We start from the raw sequence: 23,784 nt of genomic DNA, 5'->3' as shown, positions 1-23,784 counted from the left end.
GTTCCATATGAAAGGGTTAATCCTCTCATATATAGAAAATTCTTCTATAGCAAGCCGCTAGTGACCGGCCGAGGTCTGGCCCGCAGCTTGGCCGTGAGTCAAAAACTCTTCAACTTCAGCACGTTGCGGGGCTGCGAAGGCCCCGCCGAAGCGCGTGCATTTCAGCGCCGCCGCGGCGGAGGCGAATCGAAGCGCTTGCCGCAAATCCTGCTTCTCGGTGATCGCGAGCGCAAACGCGCCGTGGAACACGTCGCCGGCGCCCAGGGTATCTACGGTATGCACCGGGAAAGCCGGGGTTTCCTGGATACCGCCGTTCTCGTCGAGCCAGATCGTGCCCCTCGGGCCTCGGGTTCCCGCCAGAAACGAGGGGGTCAGCTTTGCAATCTTTTTCAGCGCCTGGGCATCATCGCTAACATCGGCGGTTTCCTGCAGTGGCTCGCTCGAGAACACCAGATGGGTGGAGGCGTTCAACAGGCCCTCGCGCATCGACATCGCGCGATCGACGTCGACAATGACGGGAATGCCGCGCCGGACCGCCTCGGCGCAGAGCTCGGTGCAGAATTCCGCGCAGCGGCTCTCGGTGAGAATGGCGGCGCAATCGTCCAGCAGCGTATCGAAGTCAGGCAACTTCACATGCCACAGCTTGGGATCGCGGAAGGTCACGATGGTGCGCTCGCCGGAAGGATCGATCATCACCGCCGAGATCGGCGTCACCAGCCCCGGCATGTGGATGAGATGTTTTGTCTCGATGCCCTCATGCGCCATCCGCTCGAAGATGAAGCGGCTCGATGCTTCCTTGGCGTCGCCCATCGGCCCGCAAATTGAGGCGCGGCCACCGAGCCGAACGATGCCGATCGCGCCATTGAGCGCGTTGCCGCCGCAGATTTCGTCGAATGCGGTGGCGTTCTCCTTGGAACCGCGCCCGGGAACGCCCGGCGTATGAAAAGTGAGGTCACGCACCGGCATGCCGATGCAGAGGACACGCGGAGGTATTTTCGGCGCCTTGTCCTGAAAGTTCATGCGTGAATCCGTCATGTCGATTCAAGTCCCCAGTCAATTGAGCTGGCAGGCGCCGGTTCCCTGCTATGCGCTCTTATCCTTTCCGCCATGCAACCATTGGCCAATCAAATGATGCGCGATGGCGAAGGGATGCGCGGCAAACAGGCCGTCGGGATGCTGGCGCTTGTGCATGAGCGCGACCTCGGCGCGATCGAACCAGCGCGCGTCTTCGAGTTCTGCGCGGTCCACTACGATCTCCTCGTTGAGCGCGCGCGCGGAACATCCGATCATCAGCGATGACGGATAGGGCCACGGCTGCGTCATGTAGTAGCTCACGTCGGTGCAACGAATGCCGGATTCCTCGAAAATTTCCCGGCAGACTGCGTCCTCGATCGTCTCGGCGGCTTCGACGAAGCCGGCGAGGCACGACCACATCCCAGGCATGAACTGCTTCTGCCGGCCGAGGAGGCATCGATCGCCGTGTGTAACCAGCATGATCACGACCGGGTCGGTGCGCGGAAAGTGCTCGGCCTTGCAGCTCGGGCACTGGCGTTTCCAGCCGCCTTCCTTCATCGCGGTGCGGGTGCCGCAATTGGCGCAATAGCCGTGGCGTTGATGCCAGGTCACCATCGATTTGGCCATGGCGATCGCGGAGAGTTGTTCCGGCGGCACGGTGCCCTGCATGGCCATGCCGCGCAGCTCGGTCACGGCGACGTCGTCGCGCGTCATCAGCTTTTCCACGGCGGCCGCCGAAATGCCCATGCCGAACACCGGCGCGCCGTCGCGCAGGCCCAGAAAGATGGTGCCCGGATTGGCGCCGAGCTTCACCGCCTCTTCGACGCCGAGCAGCACGCGCGGCCCGTCCGTCTCCTGCTTCACCAGAAGCGAGTCGCGGTAGATCACATAGGCGCTGGCGTTGCGCTGGTTCTCCAGCGCGAACAGTTTTTCGTCGTTGGTGCGCAGATGCGCGGCGCGATCGAGAATATGAGTAACGAAAGCGGGCTTCCCCAGCGGATATTTGTCGAATGCGGACATCTATTCAACCCAACCAGATCTTGCGGCGAAGCGCGTTGATGAAATTCTGAACTTCCTCGGCGTCGTGCGCCAGCGGCGGCATCACGCCCCAGACCGGGCGTGGCCAGGCCGCATCGCTGGTGCGTCGTGCGATGACATGGACATGCAACTGCGGCACCAGATTGCCGAGCGCCGCGACATTGAGCTTGTCGCATTTGGTGATCTCTTTGAGCGCCCGCGAAACCCGGGAGATTTCGGTCATCAACTGCGCCTGCTCGACATCGTCGAGGTCGATGATTTCCACCGCACCTGCCCGGCGCGGCACTAGGAGCAGCCACGGGTAATGCGCGTCCTTGATCACCAGCACCTTGCACAGCGGCAGGTCGCCGATATCGATGGTGTCCTTTTTGAGCTGGGAATGCAGCGACCAGGCGGAGGCGTCAGAGGGCATCAAGGGTTCCCATGCACCCGATCATGCGGGCCGATAAAGTGCCTTTGGGGGCACTCCTGGTTTCATACCAAGGTGTCATCATCCGCGAAAGCGGATGATCCAGTACGTCGCGGCCCCTTCCGTTTTTACTGTTAGGCCGCGGCGTACGGGATACCCCGCCTTCGCGGGGTATGACAGGGAAACGCGGAGTATTACAGGGAAAGCCCCGCTTGCTTTCCGGCCCTTTTGGCCCCAAATAGGGACCGGGAGATTGGCGGTGGACGAGCCACTCGCCAACCGGGTCAGGTCCGGAAGGAAGCAGCCCTAACGAGGTCCGGATCGGGTCGCTCGTCAGTCTCCTACCTGTTTTTCGAGCGAATCGCGCATGAACGCGGCCAGTCTGCGCCATGCGCTCGATTCCGTTCCTATCCGCAAGCCGGCCCCGAGAGACAATCAATTGCGGATCGACCGATGAGTGATGCTGGCGCTCCCCCCGACATGACATCAGGCGCCGGCAAGGGTGGCTTGGAGCTCGGCGGCGAGCCCGCCACCGCCAAGCCCTACCGGGTGCTGGCGCGAAAGTACCGACCCTCCAGTTTCGACGACCTGATCGGCCAGGAGGCCATGGTCCGCACCGTCTCGAACGCGTTCGAAACCGGCCGGATTCCGCAGGCCTGGATCCTGACCGGCGTCCGCGGCGTCGGCAAAACCACCACGGCGCGAATTCTGGCCCGAGCGCTCAACTACGAGAAGCCGGATGGTTCGGTGAAGGGGCCGACCATCCACATGCCGGATCTCGGCGTGCACTGCCAGGCGATCATGGAAAGCCGGCACATGGACGTGCTGGAAATGGACGCCGCGTCCCATACCGGCGTTGACGACGTCCGCCAGATCAATGACAGCGTGCGCTATGCGCCGGCCAGTGCCCGCTACAAGGTCTACATCATCGACGAAGTCCACATGCTGTCGACGGCGGCCTTCAACGCCTTCCTGAAGACGCTGGAAGAGCCGCCGGAGCACGCCAAATTTGTCTTCGCCACCACCGAGATCCGTAAAGTCCCGGTGACGGTGCTGTCGCGCTGCCAGCGTTTTGACCTGCGCCGGGTCGAGGCCGACGTGCTGATGGGACATCTCTCCAACATCGCGAAAAAGGAAGGTGTAGAGGTCGAACCTGAGGCGCTCGGCATCATCGCGCGCGCCGCCGAAGGCTCGGTGCGCGATTCGCTGTCGCTGTTCGACCAGGCAATCGCGCATGCGGCGGGGCTAGTCCGTGCCGACGCGGTACGGCAGATGCTGGGGCTTGCCGACCGGACCCGGGTGATCGACCTGTTCGAGCATCTGGCGCGCGGCGATATCGCCAGCGCCTTTGGCGAATTCCGCAGCCAATATGACGTCGGCGCCGATCCGGTCGTGGTGCTGTCCGACCTCGCCGAATTCGTCAATTTCGTTACCCGCGTGAAGATCGTCCCGGCCACCGCCGACAACGTCGCGTTCGGCGAGACCGAGCGCGTCCGCGCCCGTGAATTTGCCGCAAAGCTGTCGATGCGGGTGCTGTCGCGGATGTGGCAGATGCTGCTCAAGGGCATCACCGAGGTACAGACGGCAACGCGGCCGGCGGCTGCCGCCGAAATGGTGCTGGTCCGCATCGCCTATGTCGCCGACTTGCCGACGCCGGATGAGGCGATCCGGATGCTCGACCAAAACGGCGGTGGCGCGCAGATCGCGTCAGGCAGCGCGGCGCCGTCACGGGCTGCGCCCACCGCACCGGTATCTTCAATGTCTGCCGCATCGCCGATGCGGACGCCGGCACCGCCCCGTTCCGGCGCGGAAGCGTCCGCGCGCCCGCAAATGGCGGCGCCGTCGGCACAAACGGACTCCGCGCCCGTACTGCGGATCATGACTTTCCCGCAGCTTGTCGCGCTCGCCGGCGAAAAGCGCGATCTCCTGACCAAGGCGGCGCTGGAAGCCGATATGCGGCTGGTCCGCTTCGAGGAGGGGCGGCTTGAGGTGGCTCTGGAGCGGAATGCGGCGCGGGGGCTGGTCAACGACCTCTCCCGCAAGCTGGAACTGTGGACCGGGCGGCGCTGGACCGTGATCGTCTCCAACGAGGCCGGCCAGCCGACATTGCGTTCGCAGAACGAGCAAGCGAGAAACGAGCATGCCCGCGCAGCCGAGGCCGATCCGCGCGTGCAGGAGGTGCTGGCGCGGTTTCCCGGCACCAAGGTCGTCGAGGTGCGAAGGCTTGCCGCTGAGCCGCCGGAATCCGATATTATCACTGACGACTTGAACGAGACTTCCGACGGCGACGACGACTGATCGGACTCTCGAGAGGACGGATGAATGGCTGATTTTCTCGGCATGATGAAGCAGGCGGCGGAGCTGCAATCCAAGATGCAGGCGATGCAGGAAGAGCTCGGCAATCTCGAGGTCGAGGGCATTTCCGGCGGCGGGCTGGTTGCCGTTCGCATGACTGCGAAGATGGAAGTGAAGGGCGTGAAGATCGATCCGTCGCTGATGAAGGCCGAGGAGCGCGAAGTGCTCGAGGACCTGCTGGTCACCGCGCAAAACGACGCGCGGCGCAAGGCGGAAACCGCGGCGATGGAAAAGATGCAGGCGCTGACCGGTGGGCTCGGCCTGCCGCCCGGACTTGGTCTCACCTGAAATGGCCGCAAGCGTTGCCGGCCCTGAAATCGAACGCCTGATCCAGCTCCTGGCGCGCCTGCCGGGGCTCGGGCCGCGCTCGGCGCGGCGCGCAGCGCTGCATCTGATCAAGAAGCGCGAGGCGCTGATGACGCCGCTGGCCGGCGCGCTGCAGGTGGCAATCGACAGGATTCAGGTCTGCAAGACCTGCGGCAACATCGATACCCAAAATCCCTGCACCGTGTGCACCGACCCCAGGCGCGATCCCTCGACCATCGTCGTGGTCGCCGATGTCGCCGACCTCTGGGCGCTGGAGCGCGCGAACGCGACCAACGGCCGCTACCACGTGCTCGGCGCCACATTGTCGCCGCTCGACGGCATCGGTCCGCAGGACCTCACCATCGACGCGCTGGTGGCCCGCGCGCACGAGTCGCAAGTCAGCGAAATCGTTCTCGCGCTGAACGCCACGGTCGACGGCCAGACCACCGCCCATTACATCACCGATCTCCTGCAGGACGCCAACGTCAAAATCACCCGGCTTGCCCATGGTGTGCCGGTCGGCGGCGAGCTTGATTATCTCGACGAAGGTACGCTATCGGCTGCCATGCGGCAGCGCACGCTGTTCTAGCCATCACCAACGGAACTGATCGACATGACGAAACCACGATTCGGCAAGCGCTATTGTTTTGCGGTCTTCATGGCGGCGACCTTGATCGCGCCTTCCGCATGGGCGCAGCAGGCCGAGCCGGCGCCGAAGCCCGGCAAGCCGATCAAGGCCGGCGACGTGCTGTCCGGCGAACTCAATGCCATGAAGGGCGGCAAGAAGCGCGCCGCGACCTACCAGATCACCAGCGAGCCGCGCCGGCTGCCGCCGCCGAACGGGCTCTGCAATCTCGAAACCGGCCCCGAAACGTTTCAGCTCGTCACCAGCAGCGACGCCCAGGCCGCGCAACTGAAGAATTTCATCGGCAAGGAAATCTCGGTCAAGGTCGACGAAGTCGCCTGCGCGCAGGACGCCGGGCAGATCAGCGAAGCCGTGATCACGAAGTGGAGCGTGGTGACCAAGCATTAGATCGACGCGTCTTGCATCGATCTTCGTCGTCCCTGCGAACGCAGGGACCCATAATCGCAGGTGCTCGTGGTTAGACCGCGCTGGAGCTTCGGCGCATTTCAACAATGAAGATTCGTGGTTATGGGTCCCGGCGCGCGCTTCGCTTGGCCCGGACGACAGGAACCTAAACCTTCACCGGCCCCACCGCCGCAAAATGCCCGCGCCGCTGCAGCCACGCCAGCAGGAACAGGCTTGGCACCGCGACCGCAACTGAGATCACGAAGAACAGCGGCCAGCCCGTCGTCTCCGCCACATAGCCGGCGCCGGAGGATAGATAGGTGCGTCCGACAGCGGCCAGTGCGGTGAGCAGCGCGTATTGGGTCGCCGTATGCAACGGGTTCTGGCATAGCGCCGAGAGATAGGCGACGAAGATCACTGTGCCGATCGCGCCGGTGAAGTTTTCCGCCGAAATGGCGGCGGCCAGTGCCCATTGGTTGGTGCCGACAAAGGCGAGCCACGCAAACACCAGATTGGAGATCGCCTGCAGCACGCCGCCGATCCAGAGGCTCGCGACCAGCGAATATCGCCGCGCCACATAGCCGCCGGCAAAGCCGCCGATCAGGGTCGCGGCGAGACCGACGCCCTTGACGATCGCGGCGTAGTCGTTGCGGGTGAAGCCGAGGTCGATCACGAACGGCGCGGTCATGGTGCCCGAAAACGCGTCGGTGAGTTTGAACAGCACCACGAAGGCCAGCACCGTCAAGGCATGCCTGCGAACCAGAAATTCAGAGAACGCCCCGATCGCGGCATGCATGACGCGCGAGAATGCAGCCTCGTCGTGGGTCTTGGCCTCCGCGCGCACCGATTGTTCAGGCTCGGTGGCGGCCAGCGCCGTGACGGTCCCGATCAGCACCAGCGCGGCCATCGCAACATAGCCCCACATCCACGCTGAGCTACGCCCGGTGCCGGTGTCCTCGAACGCGCTTACGAGGAACAGCACGCCGGCGGTCGAGACCAACATGCCGATCCGGTAGGCCGCGACGTAGGAGGCCATCCCGGCGGCCTGTTCGCTTTCGGGCAGGCTCTCGACGCGGAATGCGTCGACCACGATGTCCTGCGTCGAGGACATGGTCGCGACCAGAAGTGCGCCGAGCGCCACGAACAGCGGCGAGCGCGCCGGGTCGGTCAGCGCCAGCAGCAGGATCGCGCCGATCAGCAGCAGTTGCGAGAACACCAGCCAGCCGCGCCTGCGGCCGAACGCGCGCGTGAAGATCGGCACATGCAGCGCATCGACCAGCGGCGCCCAGGCAAATTTCAGCGTGTAGGGTGTGCCGACCAGCGCGAACAGCCCAATGGTTCCGAGATCGACGCCGGCTTCGCGCATCCACACCAGAAGCGTCGATCCGGACAGCGCCAGCGGTAGTCCGGACGAAAAGCCGAGCACCAGCACGATCAGTACGCGCGGCTGCAGGTACACGGCCCAAGCCTCGCGCCAGTTTGGCGCGGGGGCGGCCGATGTCGAGGAGGCGGCTTCAGGTGTTGTCATGGCAGGGTGTTAGCAGATTTCGGGGTGCCAATAAAAACGGTCATTGCCGTGGCCGCCCAAAGACTGTCATCGTCCGCGAAGGCGGACGATCCAGTACTCGGCGAATTTAGTTGTCAACAATGACTGCCGCAGAATACTGGATACCCCGCCTTCGCGGGGTATGACAGTGGGAAACTTGGATACGCCGGGATATTCAAGCGCCAGCGATACTCGGATAGAGGTCGTCCCAATTGGGATTGAGCTCTTCGATCAATCGGACTTTCCAAGCTCGATTCCATTTCTTCAGTCGTTTTTCGCGACTGATCGCATTCTCGAACTGTTCGAAATAGACCAGCTTGCGAATGCCGTATTTCTTTGTGAAGCCCTTCATCAGTTCGAGGCGATGCTCGCCAACGCGCCGGATCAGATCGTTCGTCACGCCAATGTAAAGCGTGCCGCCGATGCGGCTGGCCAGAATGTAGACGTAGTAGCTGCGTGTTCCCAATCGCCGTCTCTGGGATACTGGGTCGCCACATCAAGCCGGGCGATGACAGCTCGGTTTGCGGTCGCCCGAAGAAACTATTCCCCCGCCTGCAGCTTGCGCGGCGCAGGGAACAGTTCGGCAGTTCCGCCCTTGACCACGCGCGGCACCTCCACCGGCGCATCGGTTTTGCTGAAATCGAGTTCCTCGATCCGCCCGGCGCGCTTTTCGATCTTGTCGGCGGAGATCAGGATTTGGCGGACGTCCTCGTTGACGTCGCTAAAATGCTTTTGCAGCTTCAGCACGCGGTCGCGCAAGCGGCCCAGATCGTCGCCGAGATTGAGCACTTCGGTGCGGATCTGGTCGGCGGCATCGCGCATGCGCGCGTCTTTCAGGATTTGCTGCATCACCTGGATCGCCAGCATCAATAGCGAGGGCGACACCAGCACGACGCGGGCGCGGTAGGCCTTTTGGATCACGTCGTCAAAGCCGTCGTGGATTTCGGCGTAGACCGATTCCGACGGCACGAACATCAGCGCCGTATCCTGGGTCTCGCCGGCGATCAGGTACTTCTCGGCGATATCATTGACGTGTTTCATCACGTCGTTGCGCAGGCGCTGCGTGGCGAATTTGCGCTCCTCGTCGCTGCGCGCATCGTGCAGCGCGGTCATTGCCTCCAGCGGAAACTTGGCGTCAATGCAGAGCGGGCGCTGATCCGGCAGGAACACCACGCAATCCGGCCGCTTGCCCGACGACAGCGTGTACTGGAACTCGTACGAGCCCTGCGGCATGCCGTCCTGCACGATCGCTTCCATCCGCGCCTGGCCGAAGGCGCCGCGCGACTGCTTGTTGGCGAGCACGTCGCGCAGGGTCGTCACCTGCGAGGTCAGGTCGGTGAGGTTCTTGTGCGCGTTGTCGATGATGCCGAGCCGCTCATGCAGCACGCGCAAGCTATCCATGGTGTGGCGCGTGGTCGCTTCCATCGACTGGCCGACGCGATGCGTCACCGAATCCAGCCGCTCGTTGACCGCGCGCGCCATCTCGGCCTGGCGGCCGGCCAGCGCCTGCGCCATGGCGTCGACCCGCCCCGTCGATTCGCTCTGCGCCCGCAGCATCTCGCTCAGCCGCTCTTCCAGCTCGTCGGCGCGGATCGCCTGCGCCATTGCCAGTTCCGCGCCGCGGCGGCCGGAGCGGGCGATGACGATGGCAATCGCCAGCAGCAGCACCAATGCCAGCGCACCGAAGCCCGCCAGCGCCTCGCCCACGTGAATCGGCAGGTCGCCGACGGTGAAGAGAATTTCGTTCATGTCAGCCTTGTAGCCCGATTCGCCGCTTGAAGCGAACGAAGAGGGAACATTTATGGTAAACGCTGGATCAATTTTCGTGGTTAACGCCGCCTTAAAAATCATGGTTAAGGCCGCCTTAACGGCCGCCGCGGCGGATTGACCCCGGCAGGTCAGCGGCTTAAATCCCGCGCCAGAGAAAAATCATGGCCATCAGAGAAATCATCATCCTGCCGGACAAGCAGTTGCGGCTCGTCTCCAAACCTGTCGAAAAGGTGACGACGGAGATCCGCAAGCTCGCCGACGACATGTTTGAAACCATGTACGACGCGCCCGGCATCGGTCTGGCCGCGATCCAGGTCGCGCAACCTGTGCGGTTGATCACCATGGACCTCGCCAAGAAGGACGAGAACGGCGAGACCAAGCCGAAGCCGCGGGTGTTCATCAACCCGGAAATCATCTCCTCGTCCGAGGAAATGTCTGTTTACGAGGAGGGCTGCCTTTCGATTCCCGAATATTACGAGGAGGTCGAACGCCCGGCGCGGGTCCGCATCCGCTTTACCGATCTCGACGGCAAGGTGCATGAGGAGGACGCCGATGGCCTGTTCGCCACCTGCATCCAGCATGAGATCGACCACCTCAACGGCGTGCTATTCGTGGACTATCTGTCGAAGTTGAAGCGCGACCGCGTGATGAAGAAGTTTACCAAGGCTGCCAAGCGCGCGGCGGGGTGAGCGAACGCACCGAGTTCTTGTTATGCCACTCCGCCTGATCTTCATGGGCACGCCCGATTTTGCAGTGCCGACGCTGCTCGAACTCGTGGCCCACGGCCATCAGGTCGTGGCCGTCTACACCCGCGCGCCGAAGCCGGGCGGTCGCCGTGGGCTGCAATTGCAGCCGACCCCGGTCGAGCAGGAAGCGCGCCGGCTTGGGATTCCCGTGTTGACGCCCACAACGCTGAAGACGCCGGAAGCGCTCGCCGAATTCCGCGCGCACAATGCCGACGCCGCCGTCGTCGTCGCCTACGGCATGATCCTGCCGCAGGCCATTCTCGACGCGCCGCGCTACGGCTGCTTCAACCTGCACGCTTCGCTGCTGCCGCGCTGGCGCGGTGCCGCCCCGATCAACCGCGCCATCATGGAAGGCGATGCCGAGACCGGCGTGATGGTGATGAAGATGGATGTTGGCCTCGATACCGGCGACGTCGCGATGGCCGAGCGGCTCGCGATCACGGACTCCATGACGGCGGCCGATCTGCACGATGCGCTGGCGCCGCTCGGGGCCGACCTGATGGTGCGCGCCATGGGCGGGCTCGAGCGCGGCGGGTTACAGCTCAAGGAACAGAGCGAAGACGGCGTGACCTATGCCGCCAAGATCGACAAGGCCGAGGCGCGGATCGACTGGAAGCGGTCGGCGCGCGAGGTGCTGCGGCATATTCACGGGCTGTCGCCGTTTCCGGGCGCCTGGTGCGAGTTGGCTACCGACGGCGAGCCGGCGCGGATCAAGATTCTGCGCTGTGAGTTGGCGAAAGGTTCAGGTGCGCCCGGCGAGGTGCTCGACGATGATTTGACGATCGGCTGTGGCGACGGCGCGATCCGAATTCTGGAACTGCAACGTGAAGGCAAGGCGCGGATGAAGGCCGCAGATTTCCTGCGCGGTACGCCGCTGAAGGCTGGTGGGCGGTTTTCTTAACACTGTCATACCCCGCGAAGGCGGGGTATCCAGTACGCCGCGGCTTTTGAGATTGAACTCGAGGAGCCGCGGCGTACTGGATCATCCGCTTTCGCGGATGATGACAGGTTCCATTGGATTGAGATGCCCCGCTACAAACTCATCATCGAATACGACGGCACGCCGTTCTCCGGCTGGCAGATCCAGGATAACGCGCCGACCGTGCAGGGCGCGCTGGAAACCGCGGTGAAGGCGATCTGCGGTGAGGACGTGCGCGTCCATGGCTCGGGCCGCACCGATGCCGGGGTTCATGCGCTGGCGCAGGTCGCGCATTGCGATATCCAAAAGCCGTTTCCGCTGGGCCGCCTGCGCGATGGGTTGAACGCGCATTTGCGCCCGCATCCGATCGGTGTGCTCTCGGCGGAGATCGTGGCCGATGATTTCGAGGCACGTTTTTCAGCCAAGCGACGCCACTACCGCTACCGGATCACCAACCACCGCGCCAATCTCGCGCTCGATATCAAGCGGAGCTGGCGGGTGCCGCGGCATCTCGATACAGATGCGATGGACGCCGCAGCCAAGAGGCTGCTCGGCAAGCACGATTTCACCACGTTTCGCGACACCGAGTGCCAGGCGAAATCGCCGGAGAAGACGCTCGACCAGCTCGACGTGATCAGGCAAGGCGATCAGGTCTCGATTCTCACTTCCGCGCGCTCGTTCCTGCACAGCCAGGTGCGCTCGATGGTGGGCTCACTGGTCTGGGTCGGCGAAGGCCGCTGGAGCGCCGACGACCTCGCAGCGGCGCTCGCCGCCCGTAACCGCGCCGCCTGCGGCCCGGTGGCCCCGCCGGAGGGGCTGTATCTGGTGAGTGTGGAGTATTAGGCCCCCACACTGGCGATCTTGTAGGATGGGTGGAGCGAAGCGATACCCATCGTGTTCGCGGCGAGAGATGGGTATCGCTGCGCTCCACCCATCCTACAATTCTGCGCGGACAATGAGAGCCTATCCAAAATACCGCTCCAACACCCCCCGATAAATCCTCGTCAGCTTCTCCAGATCGGATACCGGCGTGCGCTCGTCGATCTGGTGCATGGTCTGGCCGACGAGGCCGAATTCGATCACCGGGCAATAGCTCGAAATGAAACGCGCGTCCGAGGTGCCGCCGGAAGTCGAGAGCTCCGGCTTGCGTCCGGTGACGTCCTCGATCGCGCTTACCGCGAGATCGGTGAACGCGCCCGGCTTCGTCACGAACACGTTGGAGTTGGAATATTCCCACACGATGCGGGCGCGGATGCGGTTGCCGCAGGCCTTTGCCAGCCGCTCCTCGACCAGCGCGCGCAAGCTTTCCTGCGTGTGATTGTCGTTGTAGCGGATGTTGAATTTTGCACGCGCCTGTCCGGGGATGACGTTGCTGGCAGTATTGCCGACATCGACGGAAGTGAACTCGAGGTTAGAGGCCTGGAATTGCGCGCTGCCATGGTCGAGCGGCTCGTCAGAGAGCGCTACGATCAGCCGGGAAATATCGGGCACCGGGTTCGATGCACGATGAGGATAGGCGACATGGCCCTGCACGCCCTCGACATAGAGCGTGCCGGACTGAGAGCCGCGGCGACCGATCTTGATGCAGTCGCCGAGCACTTCGACGTTGGAAGGTTCGCCGAGCACGCAATGATCGAATTTTTCGCCGCGCTCGGCGCACCACTTCAACAGCTTGATGGTGCCGTTGACCGAAATGTCCTCTTCGTCACCCGTGATCAAAAACGAGATCGAACCCTTGCCATCTCTTTGGGGCTTGCCGCCGTTGTCGGCGAGATATTGCAGCACGGCTGCGACGCTGCAGGCGATGCCGCCCTTCATGTCGACCGCGCCGCGGCCATAGAGAAAGCCGTCCTTGACCTCGCCGGAGAACGCCCCATGCGTCCACGCGGCCTCGTCACCGGGGGGTACCACGTCGGTATGGCCGGCAAAGGTGATGTGCGGCGCGCTGTCGCCGATCCGGGCGTAAAGGTTGTCGATATCGGCGGTGCCTGGCTCGCCGAAGGTGACGCGATGCACGTCGAAGCCGGCGTCCTTCAGCAGGCGTTCGAGCACGCCGAGCGCACCGGCATCGGCAGGGGTGACAGAGGGGCAGCGGACGAGATCGCGGGTGATGGAGACGGCATCATTCATACCCCCGCTTAACACGCCAAACCGGCGGCGGGCCAGCCTTGTAGCTCCGGTCGGCGGCAAAGCCCGCGGCCCGAAGATTGGGCGCATCGGAGGGATCTAGGTTCGAGCCCTAATCCCGCAGCAATTCGTTGATGCTGGTCTTGGCGCGGGTGCGCTCGTCGACGCGCTTGACGATCACGGCGCAGGCCGTCGATGGGCCGGGCTGGCCGTTCTTCAGCGGTTTGCCGGGGAGGGCGCCGGGAACCACGACCGAATATTCCGGCACTTCGCCGATGAAGGTTTCCCCGGTCTCGCGGTCGACGATCTTGGTGGAAGCGCCAAGGAACACGCCCATTGCCAGCACCGCGCCCTTGCGCACGATCACGCCTTCGGCGACTTCCGAGCGCGCGCCGATGAAGCAATCGTCCTCGACGATCACAGGCTCGGCCTGCAGCGGCTCCAGCACGCCGCCGATGCCGACGCCGCCGGAAATATGCACGCGCTTGCCGATCTGCGCGCAAGAACCGACCGTCGACCAGGTGTCGATCATGGTCGCCTCATCGACATAGGCCCCGAGATTGACGAAGGAGGGCATCAGCACGACGTTGCGGGCGATGAACGCCGAGCGGCGCACGATCGCGCCGGGCACGGCACGGAAACCGGCATCGCGAAAACGGTTCTCGCCCCAGCCCTCGAACTTCGACGGCACCTTGTCCCACCACGACGCCTGGCCGGGGCCGCCGGGAATCTGGCCCATGTCGTTGAGGCGGAACGACAGCAGCACGGCCTTTTTCAGCCACTGATTGACCTTCCACTTGCCCGAGGCCTCGCGCTCGGCCACCCGCGCCTCGCCCTTGTCGAGCAGTTCGAGTGCGTGATCGACGGCCTCGCGAACCTCGCCCTTGGTCGCCGTCGAAATGCCGTCGCGGGCATCGAAGGCGGAATTGACGGTGGATTCGAGCGCGGACAGGGACATCGGGATTCCTCGGGGGATTGGGCAAAGTCGGTGGGCTTTTTCGGGATTTGGGAGGTGAGAGTCAAGGCAAACCCTCCCCGTCGTCACCCGCGAAGGCGGGTGACCCGGTACGCCGCGGCCGCTGTAATTGATCGAGATGCTGGTGATTACTGGATACCCCGCCTTCGCGGGGTATGACGACCTACTTTGATTGCGCCAATCGCTCCAAAAACCCCGTCAAATCATCCGTGACATGATCGACGTAAGCTGCATCGCGGCCCTCCAGCTCCCAGTCCTCGCGCACCACTTCCTTGGCGCCGTCAGGCACCACCAGCACCGTGGTCATGCCGAGCTGGTGCGGCACCACGAGGTTGCGGGCGAGATCCTCGAACATCGCCGATCTCAGGGGATCGACGCCGTGGACACGCAGGAACCTATCGTAGGTCTGCGGCGCCGGCTTCGGCTCCAGCTCGGCGGCGATGATATCGAACACCGCCTCGAAATGCTCGCCGATGCCGAGCCGCTTCAACACCGCGCCGGCATGATCGGTCGAGCCGTTGGTCAGGATCAGCTTGCGCCCCGAAAGTTTTGCGATCGCTGCCCCCATCGCCGGGTTCGGCTCCAGCGGCGAATGATCGATCTGGTGCACATAGGCGAGGTAATCGTCGGCGCGCACGCCGTGCTCGGTCATCATGCCGCGCATGCTGGTGCCGTAACGGCGGTAATAGTCCTTCTGGATCACGCGGGCTTCTTCCGCGGAGATCTTTAAGTAAGCGCTGATGAACTCGCCGATCCGCGCGTCGACCTGCTGCCACAGATTGACGTGATGCGGATACAGCGTGTTGTCGAGATCGAACACCCAGGTGTCGATGTGGCTGAAGGAGCGGGGCGAAGTGGTTTTCATTTGCTGTCTAAACCCGTCGTCCCTGCGAAAGCAGGGACCCATAAGCCGCGGCGATTATTGATGAGCACAGTGCGCATTGCCTCTGTTCGTTGGTAGCACAGTAGCCAAAACTCAGTTCGGTGGTTATGGGTCCCTGCGTTCGCAGGGACGACGATGGAATTGTGTCCCATTACGGCATCGCAAATCGCAGCGTCTTGCCGCCGCTACTCATATCGATCGGCGCAAACCCGATTGCGGCAAGCCCGCGCGTACCGCAATCGCCCTGTTCGGATATCTCGAACTTGCTTTCGCGCGTGCAGAGCTGTTTCGGGCCGCCCCAGTTCAACGGCTTGTCCCGATACTTGATAGTGCGGTTTTCGCCGTCGACGGCTTCGGCAAAGCTATAAACCTGTTTGGGTTGGCCGATCACATCGGGATGCAGGCACTTGCCGGGATCGATGCGGTACCAGCCGCGGCTGGTCACCGCTTTGCCGTCGTCGGTGGCGACCGCCGCCATGACCTTGTGCGGCGTGTCGTTGCACCAGGTCAGCCCTGTGGTGGAGGGCTTTTGCACGGCGTCGATCATGGTGGCAAAGAAGTTTTGCGACTGCACGATTTCGGCCGCCAGTCCGCGGCTCTTCAGAAAGGCGCTCAGGGCGGCTTGCGTCTTCGGCCCGTCGACGCCGTCGATCGGCGCGGCGTCATAGCCCGCGATCACCAGGAGCCGCTGGATGCCGGCGAGCCGCGCCTGCTCGTCGTCATACTCGGAATCTTCGGCCAGATAGGCGACAAGGGTGCCGTCGTCGGTCCGCGTCGGCGTGATCTGGGTGAACGGCGCGGGCGTCTGGTTGCCGCGGCACTGGCGGGCGGCGGCGATGACGAAATTGTCCGGCGCGATGCACAGCGTGTCGCTGCCGTTCTGCGGGATCGGCGAAGCGCCGTAGACGCCGAGCGCACGGGCGTTCAACAGGATACGGTCGGCCGTCAGCGCGCCCTGCAGCACCACCCGGCAGGCGGCCGGATCGATCCGGAACCAGCCGCGCGTCGCGGTCGCCGATTTCTCGTCGATGCCGATCGCGGCCTCGACGACGTAGCTCATGCGGTTGCAGAGCTTTAAGTCGGCGAACGCGGGCAGTGAAGAAACGAACAGCGAGATCATCGCAGCCGGCAGCGACATCAGAATGCGCGTGAGAGCGGATAGAGGGCGTGGCCTCGTTCTCCACTCGACAAGCCCGGCCGTGACGGCCTCTGTTCGCCTCGCCGCTTTGCGCATCACTTATGGATCAGCGTGCCGGTGCCCTGGTTGGTGAACAATTCGAGCAGCACCGCGTGCCGCATCTTGCCGTCGATGATGACGACGCCCTGCACGCCCTGTTCCAGCGCGTAGATGCAGGTCTCGACCTTCGGAATCATGCCGCCGGAAATCGTGCCGTCGGCGATCAGCTTTCGCGCGTCCTTCACCGACAATTCCGGAATCAGCTTCTTCGACTTGTCGAGCACGCCGGGAACATCGGTCAACAGCAACAGCCGCTTAGCCTTGAGCGCGCCGGCCACTGCGCCGGCAAAGGTGTCGGCGTTGATGTTGAGCGTGTGGCCGTCATGCGAGGTCGCCAGCGGCGCCAGCACCGGGATCAGTTCATAGCCGATCAACTGGTTCAACAGCGTGAGATCGACCTTGTCGGGATCGCCGACAAAGCCGAGATCGATCGCCTTCTCGATATTCGAATCCGGATCGACCATGGTCCGCGACGTCTTGGTCGCCTTCACCATGTTGCCGTCCTTGCCGGATAGTCCGACGGCCCTGCCGCCGGCTTCGTTGATATAGCCGACGAGTTGCTTGTTGACCGAGCCCGCCAGCACCATCTCGACGATCTCAATCGTGGCGGCATCGGTGATGCGCAGCCCGGCGGCAAATTCCGATTGAATGCCGAGCCGCTTCAGCATGGTCGCGATCTGCGGCCCGCCGCCATGCACCACCACCGGATTGATCGCGGTCTGCTCCAGAAGCACGATGTCGCGCGCAAATGCCTTGGCAGTTTCCTCCGCACCCATGGCGTGGCCGCCATATTTGATGACGATGGTTTCCTCGTCATATTGCTGCATATGTGGAAGCGCTTCCGACAGGATGCGGGCCTGATCGAGCGGGCTGATATCTTGCGCTGATGTCATGAAGCGGGTCTCGCCATTTTCGGATGTCGGGCCGGGTTCTATCCGATTGGCGGGCAGGGCGCAAAGTGACGATGTTGCAGGGGCTCGTGCCCCGGACGCAGCGCAGCGCGCCCAGGATCGCGCTTCGCGCGACTCCGGCTCTGCGGAGCAGCGTTGCACGCTGCACCGCGTCCGGGACACAAGATCTGGGCGTTACCTCGGCTTCGGCCACGCCGCCGAAACCGCCAGCGCCAGCCAGCTCGCGATCAGCAGTGTCCCCCCGGTGGGCGCGGCCATCGTAAACAGCCCATGCCCGGCATAGTGCCGCAACGTCAAATCGCCGGCGAACAGGCTCGCTGCGAGAACAAAGCCGAAAGCGGCCGCGATACCGATTTTCGCGTGAACCATCCCGCGCTCGGCCAACGCGACGGCGCCCAATACCGCGCTGGCGTGAAACAACAGCATCGACGAGGCGGAAGCCAGCCGCGACGCATCCGCGCCATGGGCGGAGGCGGCCGCAAGCATGACACCGTCAGCGCCCATGATGGCAGCGAGCACGATCAGGATGCGGCCGGCGCGGTTCATCAGCGACGCTCTTTCAACAGGCGCACCATCGCAGCGCGCAGTTCCGGCATGCCCGCGCTGGTGCGCGAGGAGGTCACCAAGACATCCGGAAACGCCGCCGGATGCTTGGCGAGCGCGGCCGCGGTCTCGGCGATGTTCTTTTGCAGCTCAGCGGGCTTCACTTGATCCGCTTTCGTCAGCACCACCTGGTAGCTCACGGCGGATTTATCCAGCGTCTTCAGCACGTCCTGATCGACGTCCTTGATGCCGTGGCGCGCGTCGATCAGCACATAGACCCGCGCCAGCGTGGCGCGTCCTAACAGGAATTGATGAATCAGCTTGGTCCAGGAGGCGACCTTGGTTTTCGGCGCCGAGGCATAGCCATAGCCGGGCATGTCGACTAGCCGCAGCCCGGCCTTGTCAGGCCCTTCGAAGAAAATCAGTTCCTGGGTGCGGCCCGGCGTATGCGAGGTGCGAGCCAGCGCGTTGCGCCCCGTGAGCGCGTTGATGAGACTCGATTTGCCGACATTGGAGCGGCCGGCAAACGCCACTTCCATGCCCGCCATCGGCGGCAGCGTCTCGATCGAGGGCGAGGCCCAGACGAACTTCCATTCGCCGGCGAAGAGTTTTCGTCCCTCTTCGATCAGCTCCGCATCGGTTTCGGCGGTCATGCGAAGGTCCCAGATCCATCGTCATGGCCGGGCTTGTCCCGGCCATCCACGTCTTCCTCTATCACCAATACCGTAAAGACGTGGATGCCCGGCACAAGGCCGGGCATGACGGGGTTGGAGGGTGCTTGCACTGCTAACAGTGCGGCAGCTCTCACGTCTTCTCGGCGGCTTTCTTCGGCGCGAACGTCGCCTTGAGATTGTCGAACAGCTCCACCTTCACGCCGTTCTTGCGCATGATGTAGCTCTGCTGGACCACCGAGAGCAGGTTGTTCCAGGCCCAGTAGATCACGAGACCCGCCGGGAAGCCCGCCAGCATGAAGGTGAAGATCAACGGCATCCAGTCGAAGATCATCTTCTGGGTTGGATCCGGCGGTGTCGGGTTCAGCTTCATCTGGATCCACATCGTGATACCCATGATGATCGGCCAGATGCCGAGCGCGAGGTAATATCCGATCACCGGTATATGCGTCGGATCGAAAGGCAGCAGACCGAACAGGTTGAACAGGTTGGTCGGGTCGGCCGCCGAGAGGTCCTTGATCCAGCCATAGAACGGCGCATGCCGCATCTCGATGGTGACGAACAGCACTTTGTAGAGCGAGAAGAACACCGGGATCTGCAGCGCGATCGGAAGACACCCGGCGATCGGGTTGATCTTCTCCTTGCGGTAGATCTCCATCATCTCCTGCTGCTGCTTCTGCCGGTCGTCGGGATATTTTTCCTTCAGCGCCGCGAGTTGCGGCTGCACCGACTTCATCTTCGCCATCGACTCGTAGGACTTGTTGGCGAGCGGGAAGAACAAAAGCTTGATCAGCAGGGTCACCAGCAGGATGGAGACGCCGAAATTGCCGAACAGATGGAAGAAGTAGTCGAGCGCCAGGAACATCGGCTTGGTGATGAAGTAGAACCAGCCCCAGTCGATCAACAGGTCGAAATGGTTCAGCCCGAGCTGCTTGTTGTAGCCGCCGTGGCCGGCGAGCGGGAAATTGATGCCGACGACGCCGGCTTCCTTGGCGCCCGCAAACAGCCGCGCATTGGCGCTGCCGGTGCCGCCGATCGCAATGGTCTGCGGATCCTGCAGGTAGTCGGCCTGATAACGAACCTTGGCGCCGGGTTCGGCGAGGAAGCGAGCCTTGAGGCGCGCCGACGTGTCGGGCAACAGCGCCGCGGCCCAATACTTGTCGGTGATGCCAAGCCAGCCATTCGTCACATTAAACTCGAAGCCGCGCCCCCCATTGCCCAGGACTGGCGCCTCGGCGACGGCCTTGTAGCCGTGTTCCTGCAGGCCCTTTTCGCCGAGATAGCCGATCAGGCCTTCGTGCAGGATGTAGTAGCCCGAGACTTCAGGCGTGCCGTGGCGCGAGATCAGTGCGAACGGATAGAGCGTGACCGGCGCGCTGCCGACATTGGTAACATCATCCTTGATCGTGAAGAGATAGCGGTCGTCCATCGCAATGGTGCGGCGGAAGGTGAGGCCTTCGCCATTGTCGTATTTGAGCGTCACCGGGTTGCTCGGCGTCAGGCTGCCGGAACCCTCCTGCTGCCACACCGTCTCGCGATCGGGAAGCCGCGCCGTCGAACCCGAGGCGGCGACCCAGCCGAACTCCGCGTAATAAGGATGCGCGGTGTTCGACGGCGAAAACAGCACGATCGCGGGCGATTTCGGATCGACGGTATCGCGGAATTTCTCCAGCGAAAGGTCATCGATGCGGGCGCCCTTCAGCGAGATGCTGCCGGAGACGCGCGGCGTCTCGATCTTGATGCGCGGATTGGCGGCAATCGCGGCGTCGCGGCTGACGACCGGCTGGGCCGCGCCGGGCTGGCCGGGAGTGCTGGCCGATGGCGTCGAGCCCGGCTGCGGGGTGGCGCCCGGGGTCGCCGGCGGCTGCGACTTGTTAAGTTCAGCCTGGGTCTGCTGTTGCGCCCGCTGCCGCTCCATCTGCGGCATGTTGTAGAAATACTGCCAGGCGATCAGCACGAGGCCGGACAGAATGACGGCGAGGATGGTGTTGCGGTTGTCGGTCATCGTTTTTGAGGTCTCGCCATTCAATTCGGGTTTCGGGCTCTTTCGGTTCCGACTGATGTCGCAACCGAGGCCCTCAGCTTTCGTTTTGACGCGTTTTCTTCACACGAACCGGAATCCACTTCGCTCGAAAACGCTTTGCCCGTCGGCTGCCGGTCGAGGCGATGCAGCGCCGAGCGGAGATCGTCGAGCATGGTTGCGAAGTCGCGGGTGAGCGCGGCGCGACGGCCTACCAGCACATAATCATGGTGCGGTCGCATTGATATGACGTCCAGCCGCTTCACCAGTTCGCGAAGCCTGCGCCGGATGCGATTGCGCTCGGTAGCAGTACCGTTCTTTTTGGTAACGGTGAAGCCGATTCGGATCGGGCCGTTATCGTCGCGGGCCCGGCGCTGCACCACGAAGGCAGCGCTGTTGGCCCGCGTGCCATTGGCAACGGCGAGAAAGTCCGCCCGCTGCCTCAGCCGATCCATGAATGAAATCTCCGGAAAGGTTCCGGCTCAGGCGCTCAGACGCTTGCGGCCGCGCGCACGGCGAGCGGCGAGAACCTTGCGGCCGCCTGCGGTGGCGAGACGGGCGCGGAAGCCGTGACGGCGCTTGCGCACCAGTTTGCTGGGTTGATAAGTCCGCTTCACGGGTAGTTCTCCGCTGACCGGGCAATGTGCCTGTTGGATTGAGATGCGTCCGATGATGCGGGCCGGCCCGAAAACGGGCCATTTACGGCCCACAGCGAGCCGCCCCCGGGTGAAACCGGGCCATCGCGGACAATTGGCGCGGCTTATACGGGAGCGACCTGTTTTCGTCAATGTCGGGGGCTGCCGCATCAGCCGTTCTTTGAAACGTCGCAATTGGGGCGAATATATCTGTTTTCGTGGGGTTTTCAGGGGCAAGACGGCGACGCGCCCGGACCATTGGAACCACAGGACATTAGCGATCGGTAATTTGACCGTTCGGTGGCCCAAACGCATCCTCGGAATCACGGGAACGCGAACTTATATGAGCCGCGCGGCCTGGGTTCGGCGGGCTCCGAAAGCAGAGATATCAAGGCGGATAATCGTGTCAGCGACCGACCAGCCGACTCGTCAAGCGCCGCGGCCTTCGGGCCCGCGGCGGCTCGGCCTGTCCGGCAAGCTCCTGCTGCTCACCATCCCGCTCGTGATGATCGCGCTCCTGATGATCTACGTGCCTTCGATCGCGAACTTCTGGACCAACCGGCTGAACGACCGCCTCGCCGCGGCCAATACTGCCGCCTTGGTGCTGGACGCCGCGCCGCTCGGCATGGTCCCGGATTCGCTGGCCCGGCAGATTCTGACCAGCGTCGGCGCGCGGGCGGTCGCCATCAAGATGGGGCAGCAGCGTCGGCTGCTCGCCAGCGCGGACCTGCCGCCGGCGATCGACCGTGACATCGACATGCGGACGCTCACGGTGTGGTCCGCGATCGTCGAGTCCTTTGAGACCATGCTGGAGCGAGGCAACCAGACCATCCGCGTGGTGGGACCTGCGCCCGGCGGCGCCCAATTCATCGAAGTCGTGGTCGACGAAAAGCCGTTGCGGCTTGCCATGTACCGCTTTTCCAGCAACCTGCTGCTGGTCTCGCTGGGGATCGCGATGCTGGCCGCGGGGCTGGTTTACCTCGCGCTGCATTATCTGTTTGTCCGCCCGATGCGACGGCTGACCGCCAATCTCGTCGGCTTCCACGAAAACCCCGAAAGCGCGGCGCGCATAATCGTGCCGAGCCAGCGCAGCGACGAGATCGGCGTCGTCGAGCGCGAACTGTCCGACATGCAGCGCGACCTCGTCTCGATGCTTTCCCAGAAGAGCCGGCTTGCCGCGCTCGGGCTTGCGGTGTCGAAGATCAATCATGATCTGCGCAATCTTCTGGCGTCCTCGCAATTGCTGTCGGATCAGTTGGCCAGTGTGCCCGATCCGCGGGTGCAGCGCTTTGCGCCGAAACTGATGCGCTCGCTGGAGCGCGCCATCGACTTCTGCCAATCGACGCTGTCCTATGGCCGCGTTCAGGAGGCCGAGCCAGACCGCCGCCTGATCCAGGTCGAACCCGTGGTCACCGAGGTGCGCGAATCCGCCGGCCTTGCCGCCGACGCCTCGATCACCTGGATCAATGCGATCGAGCGCGGGCTCTCCATCGACGCCGATCCCGACCAGCTCTTTCGCGTGCTGCTCAACCTGGTGCGCAACGCGGTGCAGGCGCTCGACAGCCGCCCCAAGGGCGACGCCGCGACCTTGCAGATCCGAATCACCGGCCGCCGCGAAGGCTCGGTCGCGATCATCGAGGTTTCCGACACCGGTCCGGGCGTGCCGGCAAAGGCGCGCGAGCACCTGTTCGAGGCATTCCAGACCTCCGGCCGCCCCGGCGGCAGCGGGCTGGGCCTGGCTATCGCCGCCGAGCTGGTCCGCGCCCATGGCGGCGACATCCACCTGGTCGAAGGCACCATTGGCGCCACCTTCCGCGTCTCGATTCCCGACCGCCCGGTGGAACTGCAGAGCGTCCGCAACGAGCGGGCGCGGGCGTAACCGATTGGTGCGCCACGTTATTCCAGGTCCGAGCGGGATTTCCGACGTGACGGCGCGCATTTGCGCTCCCACTGGCGCAGGCCCCGAAACGACGTGAAATCGCTAACCATTATTGGTCCAGGAAGCGCCTTTCGCCACCTTGCAAAGCGAAGCCGGAGCGGGTAGCTAAAGCGCTCTTTCGCGACCGTCCGAGGCTTTTGTCGGACGCATCCGGGCCCCTTAAAGCCCAAATGCCAAGCGAAAACGCGCCCGTAGCTCAGCTGGATAGAGCACCAGACTACGAATCTGGGGGTCAGGAGTTCGAATCTCTTCGGGCGCGCCATTCTTCGACGTCGGTCAGAACAGCATGGCATCTGGTCGTTACGCCGGGATTGCGGATGGGCGTTGCCCTGCCAGGAACCCGATGAGGATATCGCAGGCGTTCAAATTCGAGGCGGCGCATCGGCTGCCAAACGTGCCCGAGACGCATCGATGCAGCCGGCTGCACGGTCATTCCTATCGGGTCGAGGTTCATCTGGATGGACCGGTAGACCCGCACACGGGTTTCGTCGCGGACTTCTTTGATATCGAAAAGTGCTTCGCAGGCATCGTGGACGCCCTGGACCACAGATGCCTGAACGACGTCGAGGGACTGGAGAATCCGACCGCCGAGAATATTGCGGTATGGATATGGGACCGATTGAAGCCGGGTCTTGAGCAAATCTCGGCTGTTCGGGTCTACGAAACGACGGACTGCTGGGCCGAATATGACGGGCGGTGACGATAACCG

The 23,784-nt window shown here is 63.5% G+C and carries 25 protein-coding genes, 1 tRNA gene and 1 other RNA gene; 11 read left to right on the top strand and 16 right to left on the bottom strand.

What is annotated here, in order from left to right:
- Positions 1–57 precede the first annotated feature (57 nt).
- The 3 genes from KJQ96_RS19770 to KJQ96_RS19760 form a co-directional block, all read right to left on the bottom strand.
- A complete protein-coding gene (locus KJQ96_RS19770) occupies positions 58–1,020 on the bottom strand; it encodes a sugar kinase (protein WP_213288230.1) in 963 nt (320 codons plus the stop codon).
- A gap of 63 nt (positions 1,021–1,083) precedes the next feature.
- Positions 1,084–2,034 carry an NAD(+) diphosphatase gene (nudC, locus tag KJQ96_RS19765; protein WP_213288229.1) on the bottom strand — a complete coding sequence of 317 codons (951 nt, stop codon included), beginning with the start codon at positions 2,032–2,034 and terminating at the stop codon, positions 1,084–1,086.
- A 4-nt stretch (positions 2,035–2,038) separates the two neighbouring features.
- Positions 2,039–2,464: an HIT domain-containing protein gene (locus KJQ96_RS19760; RefSeq protein ID WP_213288228.1), complete on the bottom strand. Its 426-nt coding sequence runs from the start codon at positions 2,462–2,464 to the stop codon at positions 2,039–2,041.
- Positions 2,465–2,709: 245 nt separating this feature from the next.
- Between KJQ96_RS19760 and ffs the strand changes: the two genes are divergently transcribed.
- The 5 genes from ffs to KJQ96_RS19735 all read left to right on the top strand — a co-directional run bounded on the left by ffs (position 2,710) and on the right by KJQ96_RS19735 (position 6,155).
- Positions 2,710–2,806: signal recognition particle sRNA small type (gene ffs / locus KJQ96_RS19755), an RNA gene on the top strand.
- 108 nt (positions 2,807–2,914) lie between these two features.
- Entirely contained in the window at positions 2,915–4,759 is a 1,845-nt protein-coding gene (locus tag KJQ96_RS19750) for a DNA polymerase III subunit gamma/tau (RefSeq protein ID WP_213288227.1), read from the top strand.
- Between the two features lie 24 nt (positions 4,760–4,783).
- A complete protein-coding gene (locus KJQ96_RS19745; RefSeq protein ID WP_057841937.1) occupies positions 4,784–5,104 on the top strand; it encodes a YbaB/EbfC family nucleoid-associated protein in 321 nt (106 codons plus the stop codon).
- Position 5,105: 1 nt separating this feature from the next.
- A complete protein-coding gene (gene recR, locus KJQ96_RS19740; RefSeq protein WP_028351632.1) occupies positions 5,106–5,711 on the top strand; it encodes a recombination mediator RecR in 606 nt (201 codons plus the stop codon).
- 24 nt (positions 5,712–5,735) lie between these two features.
- Positions 5,736–6,155, top strand: coding sequence for a hypothetical protein (locus tag KJQ96_RS19735; protein WP_213288226.1), 420 nt, complete (start codon positions 5,736–5,738; stop codon positions 6,153–6,155).
- Positions 6,156–6,318: 163 nt separating this feature from the next.
- Here KJQ96_RS19735 and KJQ96_RS19730 read toward each other — a convergent pair whose 3' ends face one another.
- From KJQ96_RS19730 to KJQ96_RS19720, 3 genes are all read right to left on the bottom strand, one after another.
- Complete coding sequence (locus KJQ96_RS19730; RefSeq protein WP_213288225.1) at positions 6,319–7,680, bottom strand: MFS transporter; 1,362 nt, start codon at positions 7,678–7,680, stop codon at positions 6,319–6,321.
- A gap of 193 nt (positions 7,681–7,873) precedes the next feature.
- Positions 7,874–8,164 (bottom strand): GIY-YIG nuclease family protein, encoded by a 291-nt coding sequence (locus tag KJQ96_RS19725; RefSeq protein WP_213288224.1) that lies wholly within the window; start codon positions 8,162–8,164, stop codon positions 7,874–7,876.
- Between the two features lie 74 nt (positions 8,165–8,238).
- Positions 8,239–9,447: a DNA recombination protein RmuC gene (locus tag KJQ96_RS19720; RefSeq protein ID WP_213288223.1), complete on the bottom strand. Its 1,209-nt coding sequence runs from the start codon at positions 9,445–9,447 to the stop codon at positions 8,239–8,241.
- 182 nt (positions 9,448–9,629) lie between these two features.
- Between KJQ96_RS19720 and def the strand changes: the two genes are divergently transcribed.
- The 3 genes from def (at position 9,630) to truA (ending at position 11,976) form a co-directional block, all read left to right on the top strand.
- Positions 9,630–10,157: a peptide deformylase gene (def, locus tag KJQ96_RS19715; RefSeq protein ID WP_213288222.1), complete on the top strand. Its 528-nt coding sequence runs from the start codon at positions 9,630–9,632 to the stop codon at positions 10,155–10,157.
- A gap of 22 nt (positions 10,158–10,179) precedes the next feature.
- On the top strand, positions 10,180–11,115 hold the full coding sequence (gene fmt, locus KJQ96_RS19710; protein ID WP_213288221.1) for a methionyl-tRNA formyltransferase: 936 nt from the start codon (positions 10,180–10,182) through the stop codon (positions 11,113–11,115).
- Positions 11,116–11,238: 123 nt separating this feature from the next.
- The gene (gene truA / locus KJQ96_RS19705) at positions 11,239–11,976 is read left to right on the top strand and encodes a tRNA pseudouridine(38-40) synthase TruA (protein WP_213288220.1); all 738 of its coding nucleotides are present in this window, start codon (positions 11,239–11,241) and stop codon (positions 11,974–11,976) included.
- 120 nt (positions 11,977–12,096) lie between these two features.
- On the opposite strand, the gene dapE is transcribed toward truA, so the two are convergent.
- The 10 genes from dapE to rpmH all read right to left on the bottom strand — a co-directional run bounded on the left by dapE (position 12,097) and on the right by rpmH (position 21,118).
- Positions 12,097–13,263, bottom strand: a complete 1,167-nt coding sequence (gene dapE, locus KJQ96_RS19700) for a succinyl-diaminopimelate desuccinylase (RefSeq protein WP_213288219.1) — start codon at positions 13,261–13,263, stop codon at positions 12,097–12,099.
- A gap of 109 nt (positions 13,264–13,372) precedes the next feature.
- On the bottom strand, positions 13,373–14,218 hold the full coding sequence (gene dapD / locus KJQ96_RS19695; protein WP_213288218.1) for a 2,3,4,5-tetrahydropyridine-2,6-dicarboxylate N-succinyltransferase: 846 nt from the start codon (positions 14,216–14,218) through the stop codon (positions 13,373–13,375).
- Positions 14,219–14,399: 181 nt separating this feature from the next.
- Positions 14,400–15,101, bottom strand: a complete 702-nt coding sequence (locus tag KJQ96_RS19690) for a pyrimidine 5'-nucleotidase (RefSeq protein WP_213288217.1) — start codon at positions 15,099–15,101, stop codon at positions 14,400–14,402.
- A 169-nt stretch (positions 15,102–15,270) separates the two neighbouring features.
- Complete coding sequence (locus KJQ96_RS19685; RefSeq protein WP_213288216.1) at positions 15,271–16,257, bottom strand: DUF1036 domain-containing protein; 987 nt, start codon at positions 16,255–16,257, stop codon at positions 15,271–15,273.
- Between the two features lie 95 nt (positions 16,258–16,352).
- Positions 16,353–17,249, bottom strand: a complete 897-nt coding sequence (gene argB, locus KJQ96_RS19680; RefSeq protein WP_213288215.1) for an acetylglutamate kinase — start codon at positions 17,247–17,249, stop codon at positions 16,353–16,355.
- A 192-nt stretch (positions 17,250–17,441) separates the two neighbouring features.
- Positions 17,442–17,813, bottom strand: coding sequence for a DUF423 domain-containing protein (locus KJQ96_RS19675; protein ID WP_213288214.1), 372 nt, complete (start codon positions 17,811–17,813; stop codon positions 17,442–17,444).
- On the bottom strand, positions 17,813–18,463 hold the full coding sequence (gene yihA / locus KJQ96_RS19670; protein ID WP_213288213.1) for a ribosome biogenesis GTP-binding protein YihA/YsxC: 651 nt from the start codon (positions 18,461–18,463) through the stop codon (positions 17,813–17,815). The genes KJQ96_RS19675 and yihA overlap by 1 nt, the downstream gene beginning before the upstream one ends.
- Positions 18,464–18,614: 151 nt before the next feature.
- Positions 18,615–20,486, bottom strand: coding sequence for a membrane protein insertase YidC (gene yidC, locus KJQ96_RS19665; protein WP_213288212.1), 1,872 nt, complete (start codon positions 20,484–20,486; stop codon positions 18,615–18,617).
- A gap of 20 nt (positions 20,487–20,506) precedes the next feature.
- Positions 20,507–20,956 (bottom strand): ribonuclease P protein component, encoded by a 450-nt coding sequence (rnpA, locus tag KJQ96_RS19660; RefSeq protein WP_213288211.1) that lies wholly within the window; start codon positions 20,954–20,956, stop codon positions 20,507–20,509.
- A gap of 27 nt (positions 20,957–20,983) precedes the next feature.
- Positions 20,984–21,118 (bottom strand): 50S ribosomal protein L34, encoded by a 135-nt coding sequence (gene rpmH / locus KJQ96_RS19655; protein WP_008542748.1) that lies wholly within the window; start codon positions 21,116–21,118, stop codon positions 20,984–20,986.
- A 361-nt stretch (positions 21,119–21,479) separates the two neighbouring features.
- Here rpmH and KJQ96_RS19650 point away from each other — a divergent pair, with 361 nt between their 5' ends.
- The 3 genes from KJQ96_RS19650 to queD all read left to right on the top strand — a co-directional run bounded on the left by KJQ96_RS19650 (position 21,480) and on the right by queD (position 23,775).
- On the top strand, positions 21,480–23,015 hold the full coding sequence (locus tag KJQ96_RS19650; protein ID WP_213288210.1) for a HAMP domain-containing sensor histidine kinase: 1,536 nt from the start codon (positions 21,480–21,482) through the stop codon (positions 23,013–23,015).
- Positions 23,016–23,260: 245 nt separating this feature from the next.
- Positions 23,261–23,337: transfer RNA gene (locus tag KJQ96_RS19645), tRNA-Arg, on the top strand.
- Positions 23,338–23,418: 81 nt separating this feature from the next.
- Positions 23,419–23,775, top strand: coding sequence for a 6-carboxytetrahydropterin synthase QueD (queD, locus tag KJQ96_RS19640; RefSeq protein ID WP_213288209.1), 357 nt, complete (start codon positions 23,419–23,421; stop codon positions 23,773–23,775).
- The last annotated feature ends 9 nt before the right edge of the window (positions 23,776–23,784 follow it).

Origin of the sequence: Bradyrhizobium sp. sGM-13 (assembly GCF_018398875.1) — a bacterium.
Classification (GTDB): domain Bacteria; phylum Pseudomonadota; class Alphaproteobacteria; order Rhizobiales; family Xanthobacteraceae; genus Bradyrhizobium.
This window is presented reverse-complemented; position numbering and strand designations above follow the sequence as displayed.